This is a genomic window from Streptomyces sp. NPDC018019, assembly GCF_044327805.1.
Classification (GTDB): Bacteria; Actinomycetota; Actinomycetes; order Streptomycetales; family Streptomycetaceae; genus Streptomyces.
In genome coordinates this window covers 37,222-51,800 of the sequence record NZ_JBIRGD010000044.1, presented here as the reverse complement: position 1 = coordinate 51,800, position 14,579 = coordinate 37,222, and the positions used below count along the sequence as shown (strand labels likewise).

The following is a 14,579-nucleotide window of genomic DNA, read 5'->3' as shown; positions in this document are numbered from 1 at the left end:
CGACCAGCCACGGTCGAGCACTTCTCTTACTCACACCTCAGCAACCGGCACACTCCTCCAGAGGACACGGCTACTTCCGTTGCGTTAGGAGCTCTTACCGAGCAGCCGGTGGTCTTTCTCGGCTCCGAAGGTGAGACCGGCGTCGTCGCACGCAACCTCGGCGCCTTCCTGTGGCTGCTGGCCGACGGATTCGGCCCCATGGAGGCCACCACCTCGTACAAGCCTGACCTGGTCCCCCAGCCCGATCGCGACCTGGAAGCCATAGCGGAACAGTTCGCACCGGACCACCGCGCATCAGCAGCTGCCGTGATCGAGCAGGCCACGCAGGAGTTTCCCGGGTTCGACGACGCCATCATGGCGCTCTGCCGCTGAGCCCGACCCAGGCAACGGCAGCCGAAGGCGATCCGCTCCCGGAACCCGCCTGGGAAGCGAGCGAGCCGGCGAATCCTCGGCGAAGCGATCGCCGTCAGGCGGCCCCGCCGAGCGGGACAGCTCCGTCGTCGATCTGCGTGATCAGGGCGTGGCCGGCTCGTAGACGGCCTCCAGCCGCCCTGGGGATCGACTGTGCGGTCCAGCAGCGGGTGCGGGCTGGCCAACCGGCCATCCGCCCGGGGCCGCCACACGCGATCGGCACGAAGGATGCCCGCGGCACCGCCAGGTACGCCGTTCGCAGCCACGGCCGGCCGTTGAAGTACCCACCGTTGTACCCGTCGATCTGCTGGGCACACCGCTCGCGCAGCTCGGCTGCTTCCATCTCTCCCCCTGTGCCTTACATGCCGGGCGCGCCGCCGCCCACCTTGTCCTCGTCCGAGCCTTGTCCCTCCCCATTGCCGGCGCCCTGGACGGGGGTGGCTGTGCGGCAGCAGCCTTTGGTGGATCAGGTGCACCTGATGCACAGGAAACACCCGTCCCAGTACGGGAGCGCGCTGAGGATCCGGTGCTGTGCGCATGAGGCCACCGCGCGCTCCTTCGGGCCGGGGAAACCTCCCGCGCAACGAGGGCCATCGGCCGGTTGGAAGGCTTCGACCATGATCTTGAACCGGCGCAGGTATTCCTGCACGAAGGGAGGGTCGTAGCCCAGCTCGTCCCAGCGGTGGCGCGTCAGCGCGAGGGCTGTGGCCCGCAGGACGAACGTCTTCGCCCGGGCGCGTGCCTGCCGGTTCGTGCCCCATGCGATGTCCTGGAGGTGGAATCCGACGGCCCCGCGCCCCCTCACATTCTGGTCCTGCAGGCTCAGCAGTGCCGCGAAGCGGTAGTCCCACACCTCGGCAGCAAGATCGGATACGGCCAGCATCAGCACGTCGATGAATGCCTCCGTGCCGCCGTTGGACAGGTACAGACTCTGATCCGGGCCACCGAATACGTTCCCCACCGGGTCACCGTACGACGCTCAGCGCCCCAAGACGGGTAGTCAGGGCTGGCCACCGGAGTCGACACGAGCCCCTGAAGAGCTGGAGTCGCGCAGTGCACAACGGAACGCGCCCCCATCCGCAGAACGCGCAACTGCTGCGCGAACGGGAGACCCGGGCCGGGAGGAGGCCACATCCCCGTGCCAGAACGAACCGATCACCATCGAGGCACCCGGCAGCAGCCGGACCACGAGCGTCTGCGAGCGCTGCGACGGGAACGACACCTTGCCCGAACCGGCCGACGGCCCGCGCAACGGCGCAGCCGGCGGCTGCACACCCGACTTCGGCTGACCACCGGCCGTGCACGGGCTCCCGCCGATCGGCAGGAAGCGGTTCACGGGGTAACCATTCGCGTCCCCGTCGCGGACGCCCGAACGCCCACGTCGCCAGGTGACCCGGACTCCGGCAGGCCGGAAGCCTTCGAATGCGGCGATCCGCCACCAACGGCCGATGGAAGCGGGACGCATTCAGGCGGCCCAGCCGACGGAGGAGACATTGCTGTAGGCGTCATAGCCGGAACCGAGATCGGGAATCAGGTCGTCCCAGATGCGGTCCAGGGCGTCGGCGTCATCCGCGAGCCACGCGTCGACCGCCGCATCCCAGACGCGGGGGCGGACAGTCAGGCGGCGGGTGGCCAGGTCCCTCTGGTGGCGGCCTTCGACACGGGACTGGTCGACCGGGTTGATCTCGATACGGGGCCCCCCGCGCGACATCAGACGGCGCTTGAGGTCCGCGGCGACGTTACGGCGGCGCAGCTCCCAGTACGCGTCGTCCAGCTTCTTGCGGTAGGCGGTGTTTGGGGAACGTTCCTCGGCCAGCCAGGCGTTCAGCGTACGGGCCGTCACATTGATGCCCGCACGCTCCATAGCCGCGTAACCGGCCTCGGAGGCCGTCAGATAGCGCAAGCGGGCGGCGACGCCCCGCTCGGAGTGGGGCGAGGACTGCAGGCCCGTCACCATGCGCTCGATGCCGTAGCCGAGGGCGTCGCCACCGCCCATGCCCTGGGCGTTGTAGCGGCCGAAGTCCATCCACGGCAGAGAAGACGGCGACGACGAGCCGGCGTTACAGGTAGTAACATTGCGGGACTACTTTCGATTTGAAACCACACTGAAGTCACCGAAGAGGAGAAGCCGTGCCCGATCACGGGAGCCGCGTCACCTTTCAGCACGGGCAGGAGTTCCTGGCCGCGATCTCCGAGCGCTGGAACTATCAGATCCTGCGGGAGGTGTTCTTCGGTGTCGGTCGTTTCGGTGAACTCAAGCGAGCTCTGGGAATCTCGGCGAACATCCTCACCGCGCGGCTCAACAGCCTGACCGAGCTGGGCCTGCTCACCAAGCGCGCCTACCGCTCCGACAAGCCGTGGTACGAGTACACGCTCACCGACAGCGCCCGCGAACTCGTCGTCCCCGCCATCGCAGCCGTCACGCGCTGGGCCGAAACCCATGCGACCGGTACCGACATCACACGCCACCCGCTGATGCACACGACGTGCGGCAACCCGACCAATCCGTACCTCGCGTGCAGCAGCTGTCATCAGCCGGTCGAGGCCTCGACCCTGCGCCCGACGGCGACCGAGGAGGGTGGTGCCGGCCGGCGGGGAGGGGCGGCTCCCGCGGCGCCGGGCGACTGAGCGCCTCAACTCCTGATCAGGTAGTAGCGTTTCACAACTAGTAGCGTTACGGTACTAGTGGCTGAACGTCTCCCTGGTCACGGAGAGGACCGATCATGACCACGAACTGGCTTGAAGGGGTTACCGAGAAGCTGATCCCCACCTCACTGGGACTGATCAACGTGCGCGTCGGCGGCCGTTGTGACGGCCCCGCCATGGTGTGCTGGCCGAGCCTGATGATGGACGGCACCATGTGGCGGTACCAGTACGAGTACTTCGCCCCGACCCACCGCGTCGTGCTCATCGACAGCCCCGGACACGGCAAGTCCGACGCGCTGCGCAAAATCATCGACCTCAAGGACTGCTCCGACGCGCTCGTCGAGATCCTCGACGCGCTCGGCATCGACAAGTGCGTCCTGGTGGGCAACAGTTGGGGCGGCATGCTCGCCGGCGTCTTCCCGGCCCACTACCCGCAGCGGACCGCGGCGGCGGTCGGTATCAACTGCACCGCCTCCCTGCCCACGACATTCGAGAGCATCTGGGCCACCGCGCTGTCCACCTTCCTCTCGCTGCACGCGAAGATGCCGCCACTGGCCGCCAAGGCCGCCCGCGCCGCCTTCGCCGGCCCCACCGCCGAGGCCACCAACCCGGAGTTCGTGGAGTTCACCAGGTTCGTTCTGCGGGACGACCCGAAATCGGTGGCGTGGGCGCTGCGCAGCATCCTCATAGGGCGCAAGGACGAGTACCGCCGCCTGAACACCATCAGGAACGTTCCCGTCCTGATCATCGCCGGCGAGGAGGACAGCCAGTTCCCGGTGCACGTGGTGCGGAAAATGGCGGACGCCATCGAGGGCAGCATCTTCCGTGTGCTCCAGCACACCGCCCACCTCGCCGCCCGCGAGAACCCCGACGGCGTCAACGCCGAGATCGACGCCTTCCTCGCCTCCCTGCCCGCAGCAGCCTGATCAGGAGACTCACAACATGGCAGACACCGCACACGCGGCGGCCGTACCCGACTGGGTCCTGAAGTTCATGGACGCCATCGACAACCTGGAGTTCGGTGAGGGCTTCGCGCCGCTGACCGAGGACACCGACATGTTCTTCGGCACCGAGCACGTCCACGGCGTCGAGGCGATCAAAGCGTTCTTCGTCAAGATCGACGAGCCACTGCACATCACCCACGAGGTCCTGGAGTACTGGACCGCGGATGACGGTGTCCGCCTGCTGCGCGGCGAGGCCACCATGGCCAAGAAGAGCGCGCCGGACCAGGTGGTGCGCGCCCCGTTCATGCACATCTTCTCTCTCGACCAGGAAGAGCCGCCCCGCATCCGGACACTCCGCATCACTGCGGGCCCGCTTCAGACCGACGCCGTGATGTGACCAGGTTTCCAGGGCCCGGCGTGAGTGCCCGGGTCCCGCAGCAGTGAGGACAGGTAGGGCGAGCACTGTCCGTCATTGCTGACGCGGGGGGCCAGTCAACGTCCCCCGCAGGAACAACGACGCGAGGCGCCGTTAGGGACCCGCTGGTCGAGGGCGGCTTCGGTATGGCCACCCTGCGGACTTCAAGTTCTTGCCGGACACGGAACGCACCCCTCGATGCGCCCGGCCGACCTGCTGGTGGCTCCACAGTGGGCCTGCTGCCGGTGTGTCGCACCTGACCCGGTTGCGACCTCCTGGCCGGGGAGGCTGTCCGCGCCGAAGACCACCCGTTCCCTGGCGCGTGCCGCGCACGGAGTGCGAGTGGTTGCCGATCGCGGCGGCAACAGCGTCCCAGGCGTAGGCCACATGCCCAGCGTCGGCGAGCGGCTCCATGGTGGCCGGGGACAGTGCGTCGCTGATGCCGTCTGCGTCGTGGAACCCGTCTGTCTCCTCGCCGGGTGTAACTGGGGCGACGAAACGGATATGCCGGCTTCCGCGCAGTGCGTCCGCGATGCGGAAGGCGTCGTGATCGGCGTCGAGCAGTGGGCTCTTGTCGCGGATGGCCGGGTGTGACTGAGCAGAACGGTTGGCCAGTGTGAGCGCTTCAGTGGCCGACGAGGCGGTAGCGACTGTCGGGCTCGCCTACCGCCCTCGCACTCAGTCGGCGTGCCGGGCCGGCTCTGCTCCGATCCGGACCAGGAAGTCGGTGAGCACTTCGGCGAGTCGTTCCGGCTGGTCCTCAGGGATGAGGGTGGACGAGTCGGTGATCTCGACCAGCCGGCCCTGCGGGTACAGCTCGGCCAGTCGGGGGCCGTGCTCGCGCGGCATCAATCTGTCCTCGGTCGCCCAGACGACCAGTACCGGCCGGTCGAAGTCGCGCAGCCGCTCGCTCCAGGCCAGCAAGGTCTCGCGGTTGGGCGCTCCGGTGGCGAACTTGGCGAAATCCCTGCGAATGGCCCTGCTGTGGGTGGCGGGAGCGAACCAGTCGTCCATGATCTCGTCGGGGATACCACGCAGGCTCATCCCGCCGTATCCGCCCCGGCTGTGACGGATCGCGGGGATGCGCATGAGCCGTGTCAGGAGCCAGACGCCGCCGGGAACCCTGCACACATGGGCCGCCGCCTTGGCCGGCCCCGGGGGATAGTTGTCGAAGGCCTCGCAGGCCACCAGTACCAGACTCGCGATCCGCTGGGCCTTCCCTTCCGACACCAGGAACTGGCCTCCGCCCCAGTCGTTGAGGAGGAGGGTCACCTGGTCCAGGCCGAGTCGTTCGATGAACTCCCCCAGGAGCCGGGCGACACCGCGCTGGGAGAGGTCGGCATCCGGGTTCATCGGCCACCGGTGGCCGCCGAGGGGCAGCGTGGGCAGGACGCAGCGGTATCCGTCCAGCAGCGGGACCACCTTGCGCCACTGGGTCTCGTTCATCGGCAGACCGTGGCCGAACACCAGCACAGGCCCTGCACCGCCGGTGTCCTGATAGTCGATCGGTCCGGACGACAGCTCGATCCTCGGCACCGCAGCCCCCAATTGATAGATCGTTCTACTGTAACCTTGAAGGCAAGAAGGGCGGAGGTCAATGGGACAGTCGGACACGCGAGCCAGGATCCAGAGTGCCGCCACGGCACTGTTCCGCCGTCACGGCTACTCGGCCACAGGCCTGAAACGGATCGCGACGGAGGCGCATGCGCCGTTCGGCTCGATCTATCACTTCTTCCCCGGCGGCAAGCAGCAACTGGCCGAGGACATGATCCGCACGTCCGGAACCGAGTACGGCCGAACGGTGCTGGCCCTGCTGGACAGCGTGCCGGACCCGATGGAGTCCCTCGTGCACGCCTTCGAAGCGGCCGCGGACGACCTGGCTGCGACCGACTACGCCGACGCGTGCCCGATCGGGACGGTGGCGCTGGAAGTCGCCAGCAGCAATGAGGTGCTGCGCGGCGCGACGGCTGACGTGTTCGAGGAGTGGGTCGGCGCCGCGGCGCAGTGGTTCGGCCGCTGGGTGGCCGACCCGGAGACGGCGCGGTCACTCGCGTACTCGATGATCATGATGCTGGAGGGAGCATTCATGCTCAGCCGGGCTGCCCGTGATCCGGAGCCGCTGCGAGTAGCGGGCCGATCGATGGCCGAGTTGCTGCGCACAGCCGTCGCGCAGGCGGGTGAGGGCTGATTTCGGTGCGCGAGACGAGCAGGCCCGCTGGCGAGTGGCGCATGGGTTCGCGACCGGCTCCGCGCGCTTCGATGGCAACGGCTACGTGTCGCGCGTCAGGTTGGCGCCAGTCCGCGTGCCCATCGCACCTGGTCAGTCGAATATTGAGCGCTCCCGGTAGAGGGGAGTCACACATTGCGCCGGGACACGATAGACGGCATCGTCCAGATCCTCCGACCTCCCGTTTTCCACCCGGCGATTGCCAACGTTGCTTGGGCGGACTTCTGGCGCAAATTGGAGCCGTGAACATGGCCCGCCTCACCGTACTTGCGGAGCCTCCAGGGCGCTGACCTGGAGCAACGTCCCGTCTGCACGCCAATCGTCGCCGGTGGTGCCAACATCCGCGACCAGCTCCCACCAACTTGCCCTGACTCACAGGTTCTCATACATACTTAGCACAGGACCGACCAAGCGAAGCGTTTAGTCAAACAACACAGCGTTACGAGACCAAGATCCGTCAACTGAAATTCTCGGCCACACCGGGAAATCAGTGGTCACGCTCTTTCCTGCTTTCAGTAGTCCAGGTCCGGATAGTCGATGTCATTGTTTTCCACGTCCGACAATCCCATGGCGCGACCACCGCCGCCCTGGAAATAGGCTCCTCTAAACCCTTCGGCGATGATCCCACGCACCTGCTGGTCGCCGACACCTGCGTTGGGCGTCGAACACACGCTGCGCGTACGCCGGAGAAAGGTGCACGGTCAGTCGCCGGAACCGTCCGTCGTCGGTCGTGCCGACGGATGCGGTGTACCCGAAGCGGGCCCGCGTCTCCACCGTGCTCCCGCTGCCGGCCGCCGCCTGCTTCTGCCGGCGCTTGCGGACCTGGGGCTGCCAGCGGGACCGTACGGCGTCGTCGATCTTCGCGGCGATGTCTTTGGGCGGGTTCTTCCTCGCCCCGCGACGGTAGCGGTTGACCGGGTCGACGGTGACGCCGAGCTCCGCTGCGACGGCCTTCGCGGTCCCCAACTTCCTGATCAGGTAGTTGATACGACCCTGGAGGGTCTGGGGCGGCTCCCGCGTGAAGCTCTCCCGGTCAGCGTCCTCGATCTCCCCCACGGCCTCCTCCCCTTCGTCCAGGACGGCGTCGCCGCCCTTCGTGTGGCGGGCCGGATGCAGGCCCTGCTCCATCAGATCCACCGCCCGCAGCAACGGCTGGACGCCCTCCAGCTTGGCCAGGCCCGGGGTGGAGCCGAGGCGGAATCCGCCGAGTTGCGGCTTGCCGCTGGCGGCGTACGGCAGGAAGTCCAGCGGGCTGTCACCGGGGCTGGGGTAGACGACGCAGTCGGCGAGCACGGCGAGCGGCGTAGCCCGGCGCGGGTCCTCGTTCAGGCTGTGGCGCCACGGGCGCAGGGCAGCATGTTGCAGGTGGGCCTGTATAGGCGTCAGCGATGGCGGCCCTGACACTTCATCCACTGCTCCGGCAGGCCAGTGGCTTGCTCATGCGATCATACGATCGATTCTCGATCAACCGGTTCACAGGCAACCGATCAGATGGTCGAGCGATCGAGTCATCGGGTATCGAGCGCATACGGGAGTGCGGTGTGAGCGGGGCTGGGGGGCAGGACGGGTCGTCCCTGTCCGACGAGGAGTGGGAACGGTTCCTGCGCGAGTCGGTGGCGGGTGCGGCCGGGGCTCCTGTGGAGCCGTCGGCGCGCGCCCGTGAGGTAGAGCGGCGGCTGCGGGAGCGTCCCGGGCAGCCGGAGGGCTGGCGTACGTACGCACCGGCCCGGCCCCGGCGCAGAACAGGCTGGTACGTGACCGGGTTGGTGGCGGCCGTTGCGCTCCTGGCCGTGGGGCTCTTCCCGCAGCAGGTCGTCGGCTGGTTCGGCGGCGACGACGGGCAGGACGGAGCGCCGTTGGCCGCTGAGTCCCAACGTCCGCAGGAGGCACCCGGCGCCGAGCCTGGTCTGCGCCCCACCCTCGCCGAACCCTTCCGGGGTTCGCCCGCCGCCCGCTGGGACGACGGAGCGGCAGGGATCACGGTGCCACCGGCCCAGGCGACCGGCTGGATGGACGCTGCCCAGGTCGAGCGGGCACTGCGGCAAAGCCGGGACTTCCTGGTAGCCACGGGGCTCGACCCCCGCGTGCTGCGAGGCGAGCGCCCCACGAAGGCGATCGCGCTGCTGAACCCGCACCAGAAGGACGTCCAGGACTACCTCCGTACCGCCCTGACGTCGACGGCGCCCGCACCCGGGGCCGACCCGCTGCTGTTGTTCAGCCGCTTCAGGCCGGAGCAGGCCCGGCTGGTCGGCGATGTGGTCAAGACGCGCGGCCGGCTCACATACCGGGAAGGGAAACGGGGAGCGGTCGAGGTGACCGCGGATGTCACCTTCGTCTACCCGGTCACCCCAGCGGGCGACGGCGGGCCGGACGCCGAGGTCGTCCGTACGATCGCGCGGCGCAAGGTGGTGATGAGCTGGGACGACCCGGCAAAGGTGGTCACCGAACCGGGCACGATGTCCCTCGTCTCGTACGCGCTCGACATGACCAACGGCGGCTGCTCCGCCCCGACCGGCTACTTCGTGCCGCCCTTCGGCACGGCCAAGAAGCAGTCCGCCGACCAGGCCCACCAGGTCGATCCGTACGACCGCAGCAAGCCGATCGATACGAGCAACGGCACGATGACCACGGGCAGCGACTGCGCGACCGCCACCCGCTCCTAGAATCCGGCAAAGGGGCCAGCTGCCCGGCTGTCGCGCCGGGGCCGCCCGCGGCCTGCCCGGCTTGTTGGTAACGGTGGGGGATGTCCCGCCGGAGACAGGAGACAGGTACGGATCGTGCGTCAGCAGTACCGGTAGAGCTGATGCAATCTGAGCACCTCTTTTTGCCATTGGCCGGTGGCTCCCAAGGGCTTAATACTGCAACCGCATCTGGAGGTTGCAGTATTAGTCTCTGTTCGCCGGACACCCGTGCCGCCCACCGTGCTCGCCAGCCCGTGCTGCGCACGCCGGTGTTCCGCACGACGAGGTGTACCGCCATGTGCTGACGTGGCACCAGCCCCAATCGCGAGGTGCTGGCAATCGGCAGCGCACCGGACAGGACCAGCCGCTGCCGTCCTTCGATGGCGCCGAGTGCTCTCCGACGGCAGCGCAGTCCCCGGCCCGATCGACATGCTTACCGGACACGAGCAGGGCCGATGATCAGCCCAAACAGCACTGTCCGTACCTCGCCCCCTCACTCCCCCTCACACCCCGCCGGTCACCACCGGCCCGCCGCACGCCTCGGCGAAGTCGGAGGCCGGGCGGCTGTCGCCCAGCGACAGCACCGCCCGCTGCACGCGATCAGCCGACTCGCGGTCGGCGACGCGTCCGATCGTGCCGTGGAACTTCCGGACGATCTCCTCGTCGGTCAGCGGTCGCTGTTGGTGGCCGCGGTTGTACTGCTCACGGTGGCGTACCACTCGCCCGTCGGTGAGTTCGATCTCCACGAAGCCGGAATAGGCCGATGGGAAAGCGCTGTCGGGATCGTCGTCGACCCGTACCTTGCGGGCCAGTTCTTGGATCCGGGCGTCGGCGCGGGCGTCGGCTTCGAGTTCGTCGAGGGTCAACCGGCCGCGGACCAAGGAAGCGGCGACGGTGAATGGGAGGCTGAATTTGGCGTCGTATTCGTCGCGCGGCGCCCGTTTCGCCTCGGCAGGCTCGCACACCACCTTGCGCGGAACCGGGTGGATCGCGCAGCGGATTCCAACTATGTCCTCCACCCGCAGGGCGTGCTCATTGCGGAGGATGAGCGCGGCGTCGGCGAAAGCGTGGAGGAAATGGCAGACGGGGAAGGGTTTCACGGCGGTGCGCAGCAGTTCCCAGCTCACGCCCAGGTCCTCGGATACGGCGGTCGGGCGTGCGTGCCGGTTCGGCACGTGCGTGGTGTAGAGGCCGAAGCGGCCTTCGTAAACGCCGGGAGGACCGCTCCAGCCGGCCCTGGCGAAGCTCGCGGCGGTCAGTCCGCTCGCGGCGGCCCAGCCGGGATGGAAGCGCTTGGTCCACGCCCCGTCCTCCAGGAACTCCATCAGGCCCGCCGCCTGTGACCCGACGATGCCCTGCGCGGTGGCCAGGCCGCCGGCGGGCAACCCCATGATCTTTCCGGCGGCGACGGCGGCTCCGAACGCTCCGGCCACGGCCGTCGGATGAAAGCCCACGTCGTGCAGGCCACCGGCGGCTCCCATGCCGACCCGGGCCATGACCTCGACGCCGAGGACGTAGCCGAGCAGCAGGTCGCGCGTCGAGGCGTTCGAGGCGACCGCGGCGGACAACGCGGCGGGCAGGACCACGGAGGTGACATGAGCGACGGCGGGCAGATGGGTGTCGTCGAAATCCAGGCCGTGGATCAGAATGCCGTTGAGCACGGCGGCGTCGCGCGCGGTCAGCCGGTCCGCCATGCCGAACACGACGTGGTCCCCGGTCCCGAATGCCGTCAAGGCGTCGCGGGCCACGCCGGCGAAGGGGAACGCGGTGGAGGCGAAGGCGATACCGACGGCGTCGAGCACGAGGTGGCGGGCGCGCCGGAGCACCTCGTCGGGAACGTCATCGATATCGGTCCGTGCGACGAACTCACCCACCAGCTCGGCCAGATACCGCTGGTCCCGGCTTTCAACAGTCATCCCGAAGGCTCCTCTGCTCACTGTGCCGACATCTCATTCGAGGATCGTGCCCAAGGCCGCCGCGGTGAAATGACCGTAGCGAAGCCGGCTCATGCGCGCGGCGTATGGTCGCTGGATGGAGTTACGCGAGCTGAGCTGGTTCATCACCCTCGCCGAAAGCGAGCACGTCACCGCGGCGGCGCAGAAGCTGAACATCTCGCAGCCGACCCTGTCCCGCGCACTGGCGCGGCTGGAACGACGGCTCGGCGTGCGGCTCTTCGACCGGCAGCAGAACCGCTTGCGCCTCAATCGCTACGGTGAGGTGTTCCGCGCGCACGCCGTACGGGCGGTCGGCGAGGTCGCGTCGGCCGAACAGCGCATCCAAGCCCTCCTCGACCCGGACGCGGGCACCATCGCCCTGGGGTTTCTCCACTCGCTGGGCGGCTGGCTCGTCCCCGACCTGCTGCGGAAGTACCGGACGATCGCGCCGTCGGCCGCCTTCCAGCTACGGGGGAACGCCGCCGACATCGTCGTGGACGAGGTCCGTCACCGGCGCCTCGACGTCGGGTTCACCAGCCCCCGGCCGGCCGGGGAGGACATCCGCTGGGTTCCGCTGCTGGAGGAACGGCTCACCCTCCTCGTCCCCGAGAAACACCCGCTGGCCGCCCGGACAGCGGTCACGGCCGGCGAACTCGCGGCCGAGCGCTTCGTCACGTTCCCCCGGGCGTTCGGGGTGCGGCAGATCCTCGACCAGGTCTGCACCGAGGCGGCGTTCACGCCCCAACTCGCCGTGGAGGGCACGGAGCTCAGCACCCTGCGGGCCCTGGTCGCGGCCGAGGCCGGTATCGCGATCGTGCCGGAGTCCCGGTCAGAGACCGCGCTCCACCCTGGCACCGTGGAAGTCCCGTTGAACGAGACCGGCGCGAAGCGGGAGATCGGGATCGTCACCGCCGCCGACGGACCGGCCACCCCCGCCGCCCGCCGCTTCTGCGCGTTCGTGGCGAGAACCCTCGGCACCCTTCATACGCCTGACGCATAGACCGGACCAACGTCCGTCATTTCCTTTGCCGGCCACCGCGCCTGCAGGCTGGTGGTGCCCGTCGAACGCGCTCCCCGAGCCGTACGGCAGGACGTGTTTCCCACGCCGTACGACAGGACGTGCTTCCCGCACCGTACGGCAGCCGGCTGCGCCTCGTCGGGGTCTCAAGGGGACGTTCGTAACGAAAGGAGTGAGGAGTTGACCACCCATCCTGCACGCCTGCTGCGTGAGCTGATCAACGGCGACGAGTTGGTCATCGCTCCAGGGATCTATGACGGCTTGACCGCCACGCTGGTGGAGCGCGCCGGGTTTCCCGCCGCGTACGTGAGCGGAGCGGCAGCTTCCGTAAGCATGCTCGGCCGGCCCGACCTGGGGCTGATGTCCGCCGGCGAGGTCGCCGCACACGTCGTCCGCCTGCGAGGCGCCACCTCGCTGCCACTGATCGTCGATATCGACACCGGCTACGGCAACGAGCTCAACGTCCGCCACGCAGTGGAGACCCACGTCCGGCTCGGTGCCGCCGCCGTCCACATCGAGGATCAGGTCTTCCCCAAGCGCTGCGGGCACCTCAGCGGCAAGACCGTCGTCGACGCCGAGGAGGCCGTGCGGAAGGTCCGCGCCGCCGTCGCCGCCCGGGGAAGCCACGATCTCGTGATCATCGCCCGTACCGACGCGCTGACGCCGCTCGGCCTGGACGAGGCGATCGACCGCGGTCGCCGGTTCGCCGACGCCGGTGCGGACATGGTCTTCGTCGAGGCTCCCGAGAACCGCCACCAGCTCGACCGGATCGCCCGCAGCATCGACGTCCCGCTGGTGATCAACGTGATCGCCGGCTCCCGGACCCCGCTGCTCACGGCATCCGACTACGCCGACCTGGGCTATCGGCTGGGCATCTACCCCTTCGTGAACATCGCCGCCGCGAGCGCGGCCGCCGACTCGGCGCTGACCCGGCTGCGCGACACCGGTCTGCCGCCCCAGGACGCGGCCGGCCCGGCCGAGCTGTTCGGCACCGTCGGTCTGGACGACTGGCTCCAGTGGCCCGACCGGCTCCTCACCGCGGCGCCGCCCTCTCCTGCCCGGCCGACGACGGGAAAGGAGAACTCCTGATGGGCGGGCAGGCATCGATTCCCCTCGTCCTCATGCGGGGCGGCACCAGCAAAGGCATCTACCTCCACGAACGCGACCTCCCCCCAGCCGGTCAAGCACGTGACGCACTGCTGCGCCGGCTCATGGGCTCCCCCGACGTCCTCCAGATCGACGGGCTGGGCGGCTCCCGCCCGATCACGTCCAAAGTGGCCATCGTCGCGCCGTCCACCCGCGACGACGCCGATGTCGACTACACCTTCGCCCAGGTCGACATCGAAAGCGGCCGGGTCAGCTACAACGGCAACTGCGGCAACATCTCCTCCGGCGTGGGCCCGTTCGCGATCGACGAGCGCCTCGTCCCCGCACACGAGGGCGTGACCGAGGTCCGCATCCACAACACGAACACCGGCAAGATCCTCATCGCGCGGGTGCCGGTCTCCGGCGGCCTCGCCGAGGTGACGGGCGACCTGGCCATCCCGGGCGTACCGGGAACCGGAGCCGAGATCGTCATGGACTGGTCGGCCACGATCGGTGCCATGACAGGGCGCCTGCTCCCCACCGGCGCTCCCGTCGACAAGCTCACGCTGGAGGACGGCCGTGTCATCGACGCTTCGATCGTCGACGCGGGCAACCCGGTCGTCTGGCTGCGCGCCGAGGACTTCGGACTGACCGGAGACGAACGCACCGAAATCAACGACGACCACGATCTCCTCGCGCTCGTACGCGAGGCGCGCGGCAAGGCCTGCGTCCTGATGGGCCTGTGCGCCGATTGGCGCCGCGGCGACACGGACGTCCCCGCGGTGCCCTTCGTCGGCCTCGTCGCGCCGCCGCTCTCGTACAGCACCTTGAACGGACAGCGGGCCGAGGCCGGGCACATGGACCTGCGGCTCCACCTGATGTTCATGAACCGCCTGCACGAAAGCATCGCCGTCACCGCCTCGATCAGCCTCGCCGCCGCGTCCCGCATCCGCGGCACCACCGTCCACGACGTAACGAAGTCCCGCCGGCCCGGTGCGGTGCTGGTCGGCCACCCCTCCGGGATCACCGACGTCTCGGTCACCGTCGATGCCGACACCAGCGGCCCGGAGGTGACCTTCCGATCACTCGGCATCAGCCGGACCGCGCGCCGGTTGATGGCGGGGCGCGCCTTCTACTCGTGAGTAGGTATTCTTCGAGTTGAGTACGTGGTGGGTGGTGGCTGATGACGACGAGGCGGTCGAACCCGTGGGTTCAGG

The 14,579-nt window shown here is 68.7% G+C and carries 13 protein-coding genes and 3 pseudogenes; 9 read left to right on the top strand and 7 right to left on the bottom strand.

The window, feature by feature from the left end:
- Positions 1 to 372: pseudogene (locus ACH4FX_RS40255) on the top strand (hypothetical protein); the annotation flags it as partial.
- 94 nt (positions 373 to 466) lie between these two features.
- Here the strand turns inward: ACH4FX_RS40255 and ACH4FX_RS40250 are convergent.
- From ACH4FX_RS40250 to ACH4FX_RS40240, 3 genes are all read right to left on the bottom strand, one after another.
- Entirely contained in the window at positions 467 to 754 is a 288-nt protein-coding gene (locus tag ACH4FX_RS40250; protein ID WP_398486515.1) for a hypothetical protein, read from the bottom strand.
- A gap of 123 nt (positions 755 to 877) precedes the next feature.
- Positions 878 to 1,372, bottom strand: a complete 495-nt coding sequence (locus tag ACH4FX_RS40245) for a hypothetical protein (RefSeq protein ID WP_398486513.1) — start codon at positions 1,370 to 1,372, stop codon at positions 878 to 880.
- A gap of 504 nt (positions 1,373 to 1,876) precedes the next feature.
- The gene (locus ACH4FX_RS40240) at positions 1,877 to 2,437 is read right to left on the bottom strand and encodes a transcriptional regulator (RefSeq protein ID WP_398486511.1); all 561 of its coding nucleotides are present in this window, start codon (positions 2,435 to 2,437) and stop codon (positions 1,877 to 1,879) included.
- Between the two features lie 104 nt (positions 2,438 to 2,541).
- Here ACH4FX_RS40240 and ACH4FX_RS40235 point away from each other — a divergent pair, with 104 nt between their 5' ends.
- The 3 genes from ACH4FX_RS40235 (at position 2,542) to ACH4FX_RS40225 (ending at position 4,398) form a co-directional block, all read left to right on the top strand.
- Positions 2,542 to 3,039: a winged helix-turn-helix transcriptional regulator gene (locus tag ACH4FX_RS40235; protein ID WP_398486510.1), complete on the top strand. Its 498-nt coding sequence runs from the start codon at positions 2,542 to 2,544 to the stop codon at positions 3,037 to 3,039.
- Between the two features lie 95 nt (positions 3,040 to 3,134).
- Entirely contained in the window at positions 3,135 to 3,983 is an 849-nt protein-coding gene (locus ACH4FX_RS40230) for an alpha/beta fold hydrolase (RefSeq protein ID WP_398486508.1), read from the top strand.
- A 16-nt stretch (positions 3,984 to 3,999) separates the two neighbouring features.
- The gene (locus tag ACH4FX_RS40225; protein WP_398486506.1) at positions 4,000 to 4,398 is read left to right on the top strand and encodes a nuclear transport factor 2 family protein; all 399 of its coding nucleotides are present in this window, start codon (positions 4,000 to 4,002) and stop codon (positions 4,396 to 4,398) included.
- A gap of 696 nt (positions 4,399 to 5,094) precedes the next feature.
- Here the strand turns inward: ACH4FX_RS40225 and ACH4FX_RS40220 are convergent.
- On the bottom strand, positions 5,095 to 5,952 hold the full coding sequence (locus tag ACH4FX_RS40220; RefSeq protein WP_398486518.1) for an alpha/beta fold hydrolase: 858 nt from the start codon (positions 5,950 to 5,952) through the stop codon (positions 5,095 to 5,097).
- 61 nt (positions 5,953 to 6,013) lie between these two features.
- Here ACH4FX_RS40220 and ACH4FX_RS40215 point away from each other — a divergent pair, with 61 nt between their 5' ends.
- Positions 6,014 to 6,604: a TetR/AcrR family transcriptional regulator gene (locus ACH4FX_RS40215; protein ID WP_398486504.1), complete on the top strand. Its 591-nt coding sequence runs from the start codon at positions 6,014 to 6,016 to the stop codon at positions 6,602 to 6,604.
- A 551-nt stretch (positions 6,605 to 7,155) separates the two neighbouring features.
- Here the strand turns inward: ACH4FX_RS40215 and tpg are convergent.
- Both tpg and ACH4FX_RS40205 read right to left on the bottom strand, forming a co-directional pair.
- Positions 7,156 to 7,699: pseudogene (gene tpg / locus ACH4FX_RS40210) on the bottom strand (telomere-protecting terminal protein Tpg).
- A 6-nt stretch (positions 7,700 to 7,705) separates the two neighbouring features.
- Positions 7,706 to 7,945: pseudogene (locus ACH4FX_RS40205) on the bottom strand (transcriptional regulator); the annotation flags it as partial.
- Positions 7,946 to 8,217: 272 nt separating this feature from the next.
- Between ACH4FX_RS40205 and ACH4FX_RS40200 the strand changes: the two are divergent.
- Entirely contained in the window at positions 8,218 to 9,306 is a 1,089-nt protein-coding gene (locus tag ACH4FX_RS40200) for a hypothetical protein (protein ID WP_398486517.1), read from the top strand.
- A 521-nt stretch (positions 9,307 to 9,827) separates the two neighbouring features.
- On the opposite strand, the gene ACH4FX_RS40195 is transcribed toward ACH4FX_RS40200, so the two are convergent.
- The gene (locus tag ACH4FX_RS40195; protein WP_398486502.1) at positions 9,828 to 11,240 is read right to left on the bottom strand and encodes an MmgE/PrpD family protein; all 1,413 of its coding nucleotides are present in this window, start codon (positions 11,238 to 11,240) and stop codon (positions 9,828 to 9,830) included.
- Between the two features lie 115 nt (positions 11,241 to 11,355).
- On the opposite strand from ACH4FX_RS40195, the gene ACH4FX_RS40190 reads away from it, so the two are divergent.
- The 3 genes from ACH4FX_RS40190 (at position 11,356) to ACH4FX_RS40180 (ending at position 14,504) form a co-directional block, all read left to right on the top strand.
- The gene (locus tag ACH4FX_RS40190) at positions 11,356 to 12,258 is read left to right on the top strand and encodes a LysR family transcriptional regulator (RefSeq protein ID WP_398486500.1); all 903 of its coding nucleotides are present in this window, start codon (positions 11,356 to 11,358) and stop codon (positions 12,256 to 12,258) included.
- A 198-nt stretch (positions 12,259 to 12,456) separates the two neighbouring features.
- Entirely contained in the window at positions 12,457 to 13,365 is a 909-nt protein-coding gene (locus ACH4FX_RS40185; RefSeq protein WP_398486499.1) for an oxaloacetate decarboxylase, read from the top strand.
- Entirely contained in the window at positions 13,365 to 14,504 is a 1,140-nt protein-coding gene (locus ACH4FX_RS40180) for a 2-methylaconitate cis-trans isomerase PrpF family protein (RefSeq protein ID WP_398486497.1), read from the top strand. Before ACH4FX_RS40185 ends, ACH4FX_RS40180 begins: the two co-directional genes overlap by 1 nt.
- The last annotated feature ends 75 nt before the right edge of the window (positions 14,505 to 14,579 follow it).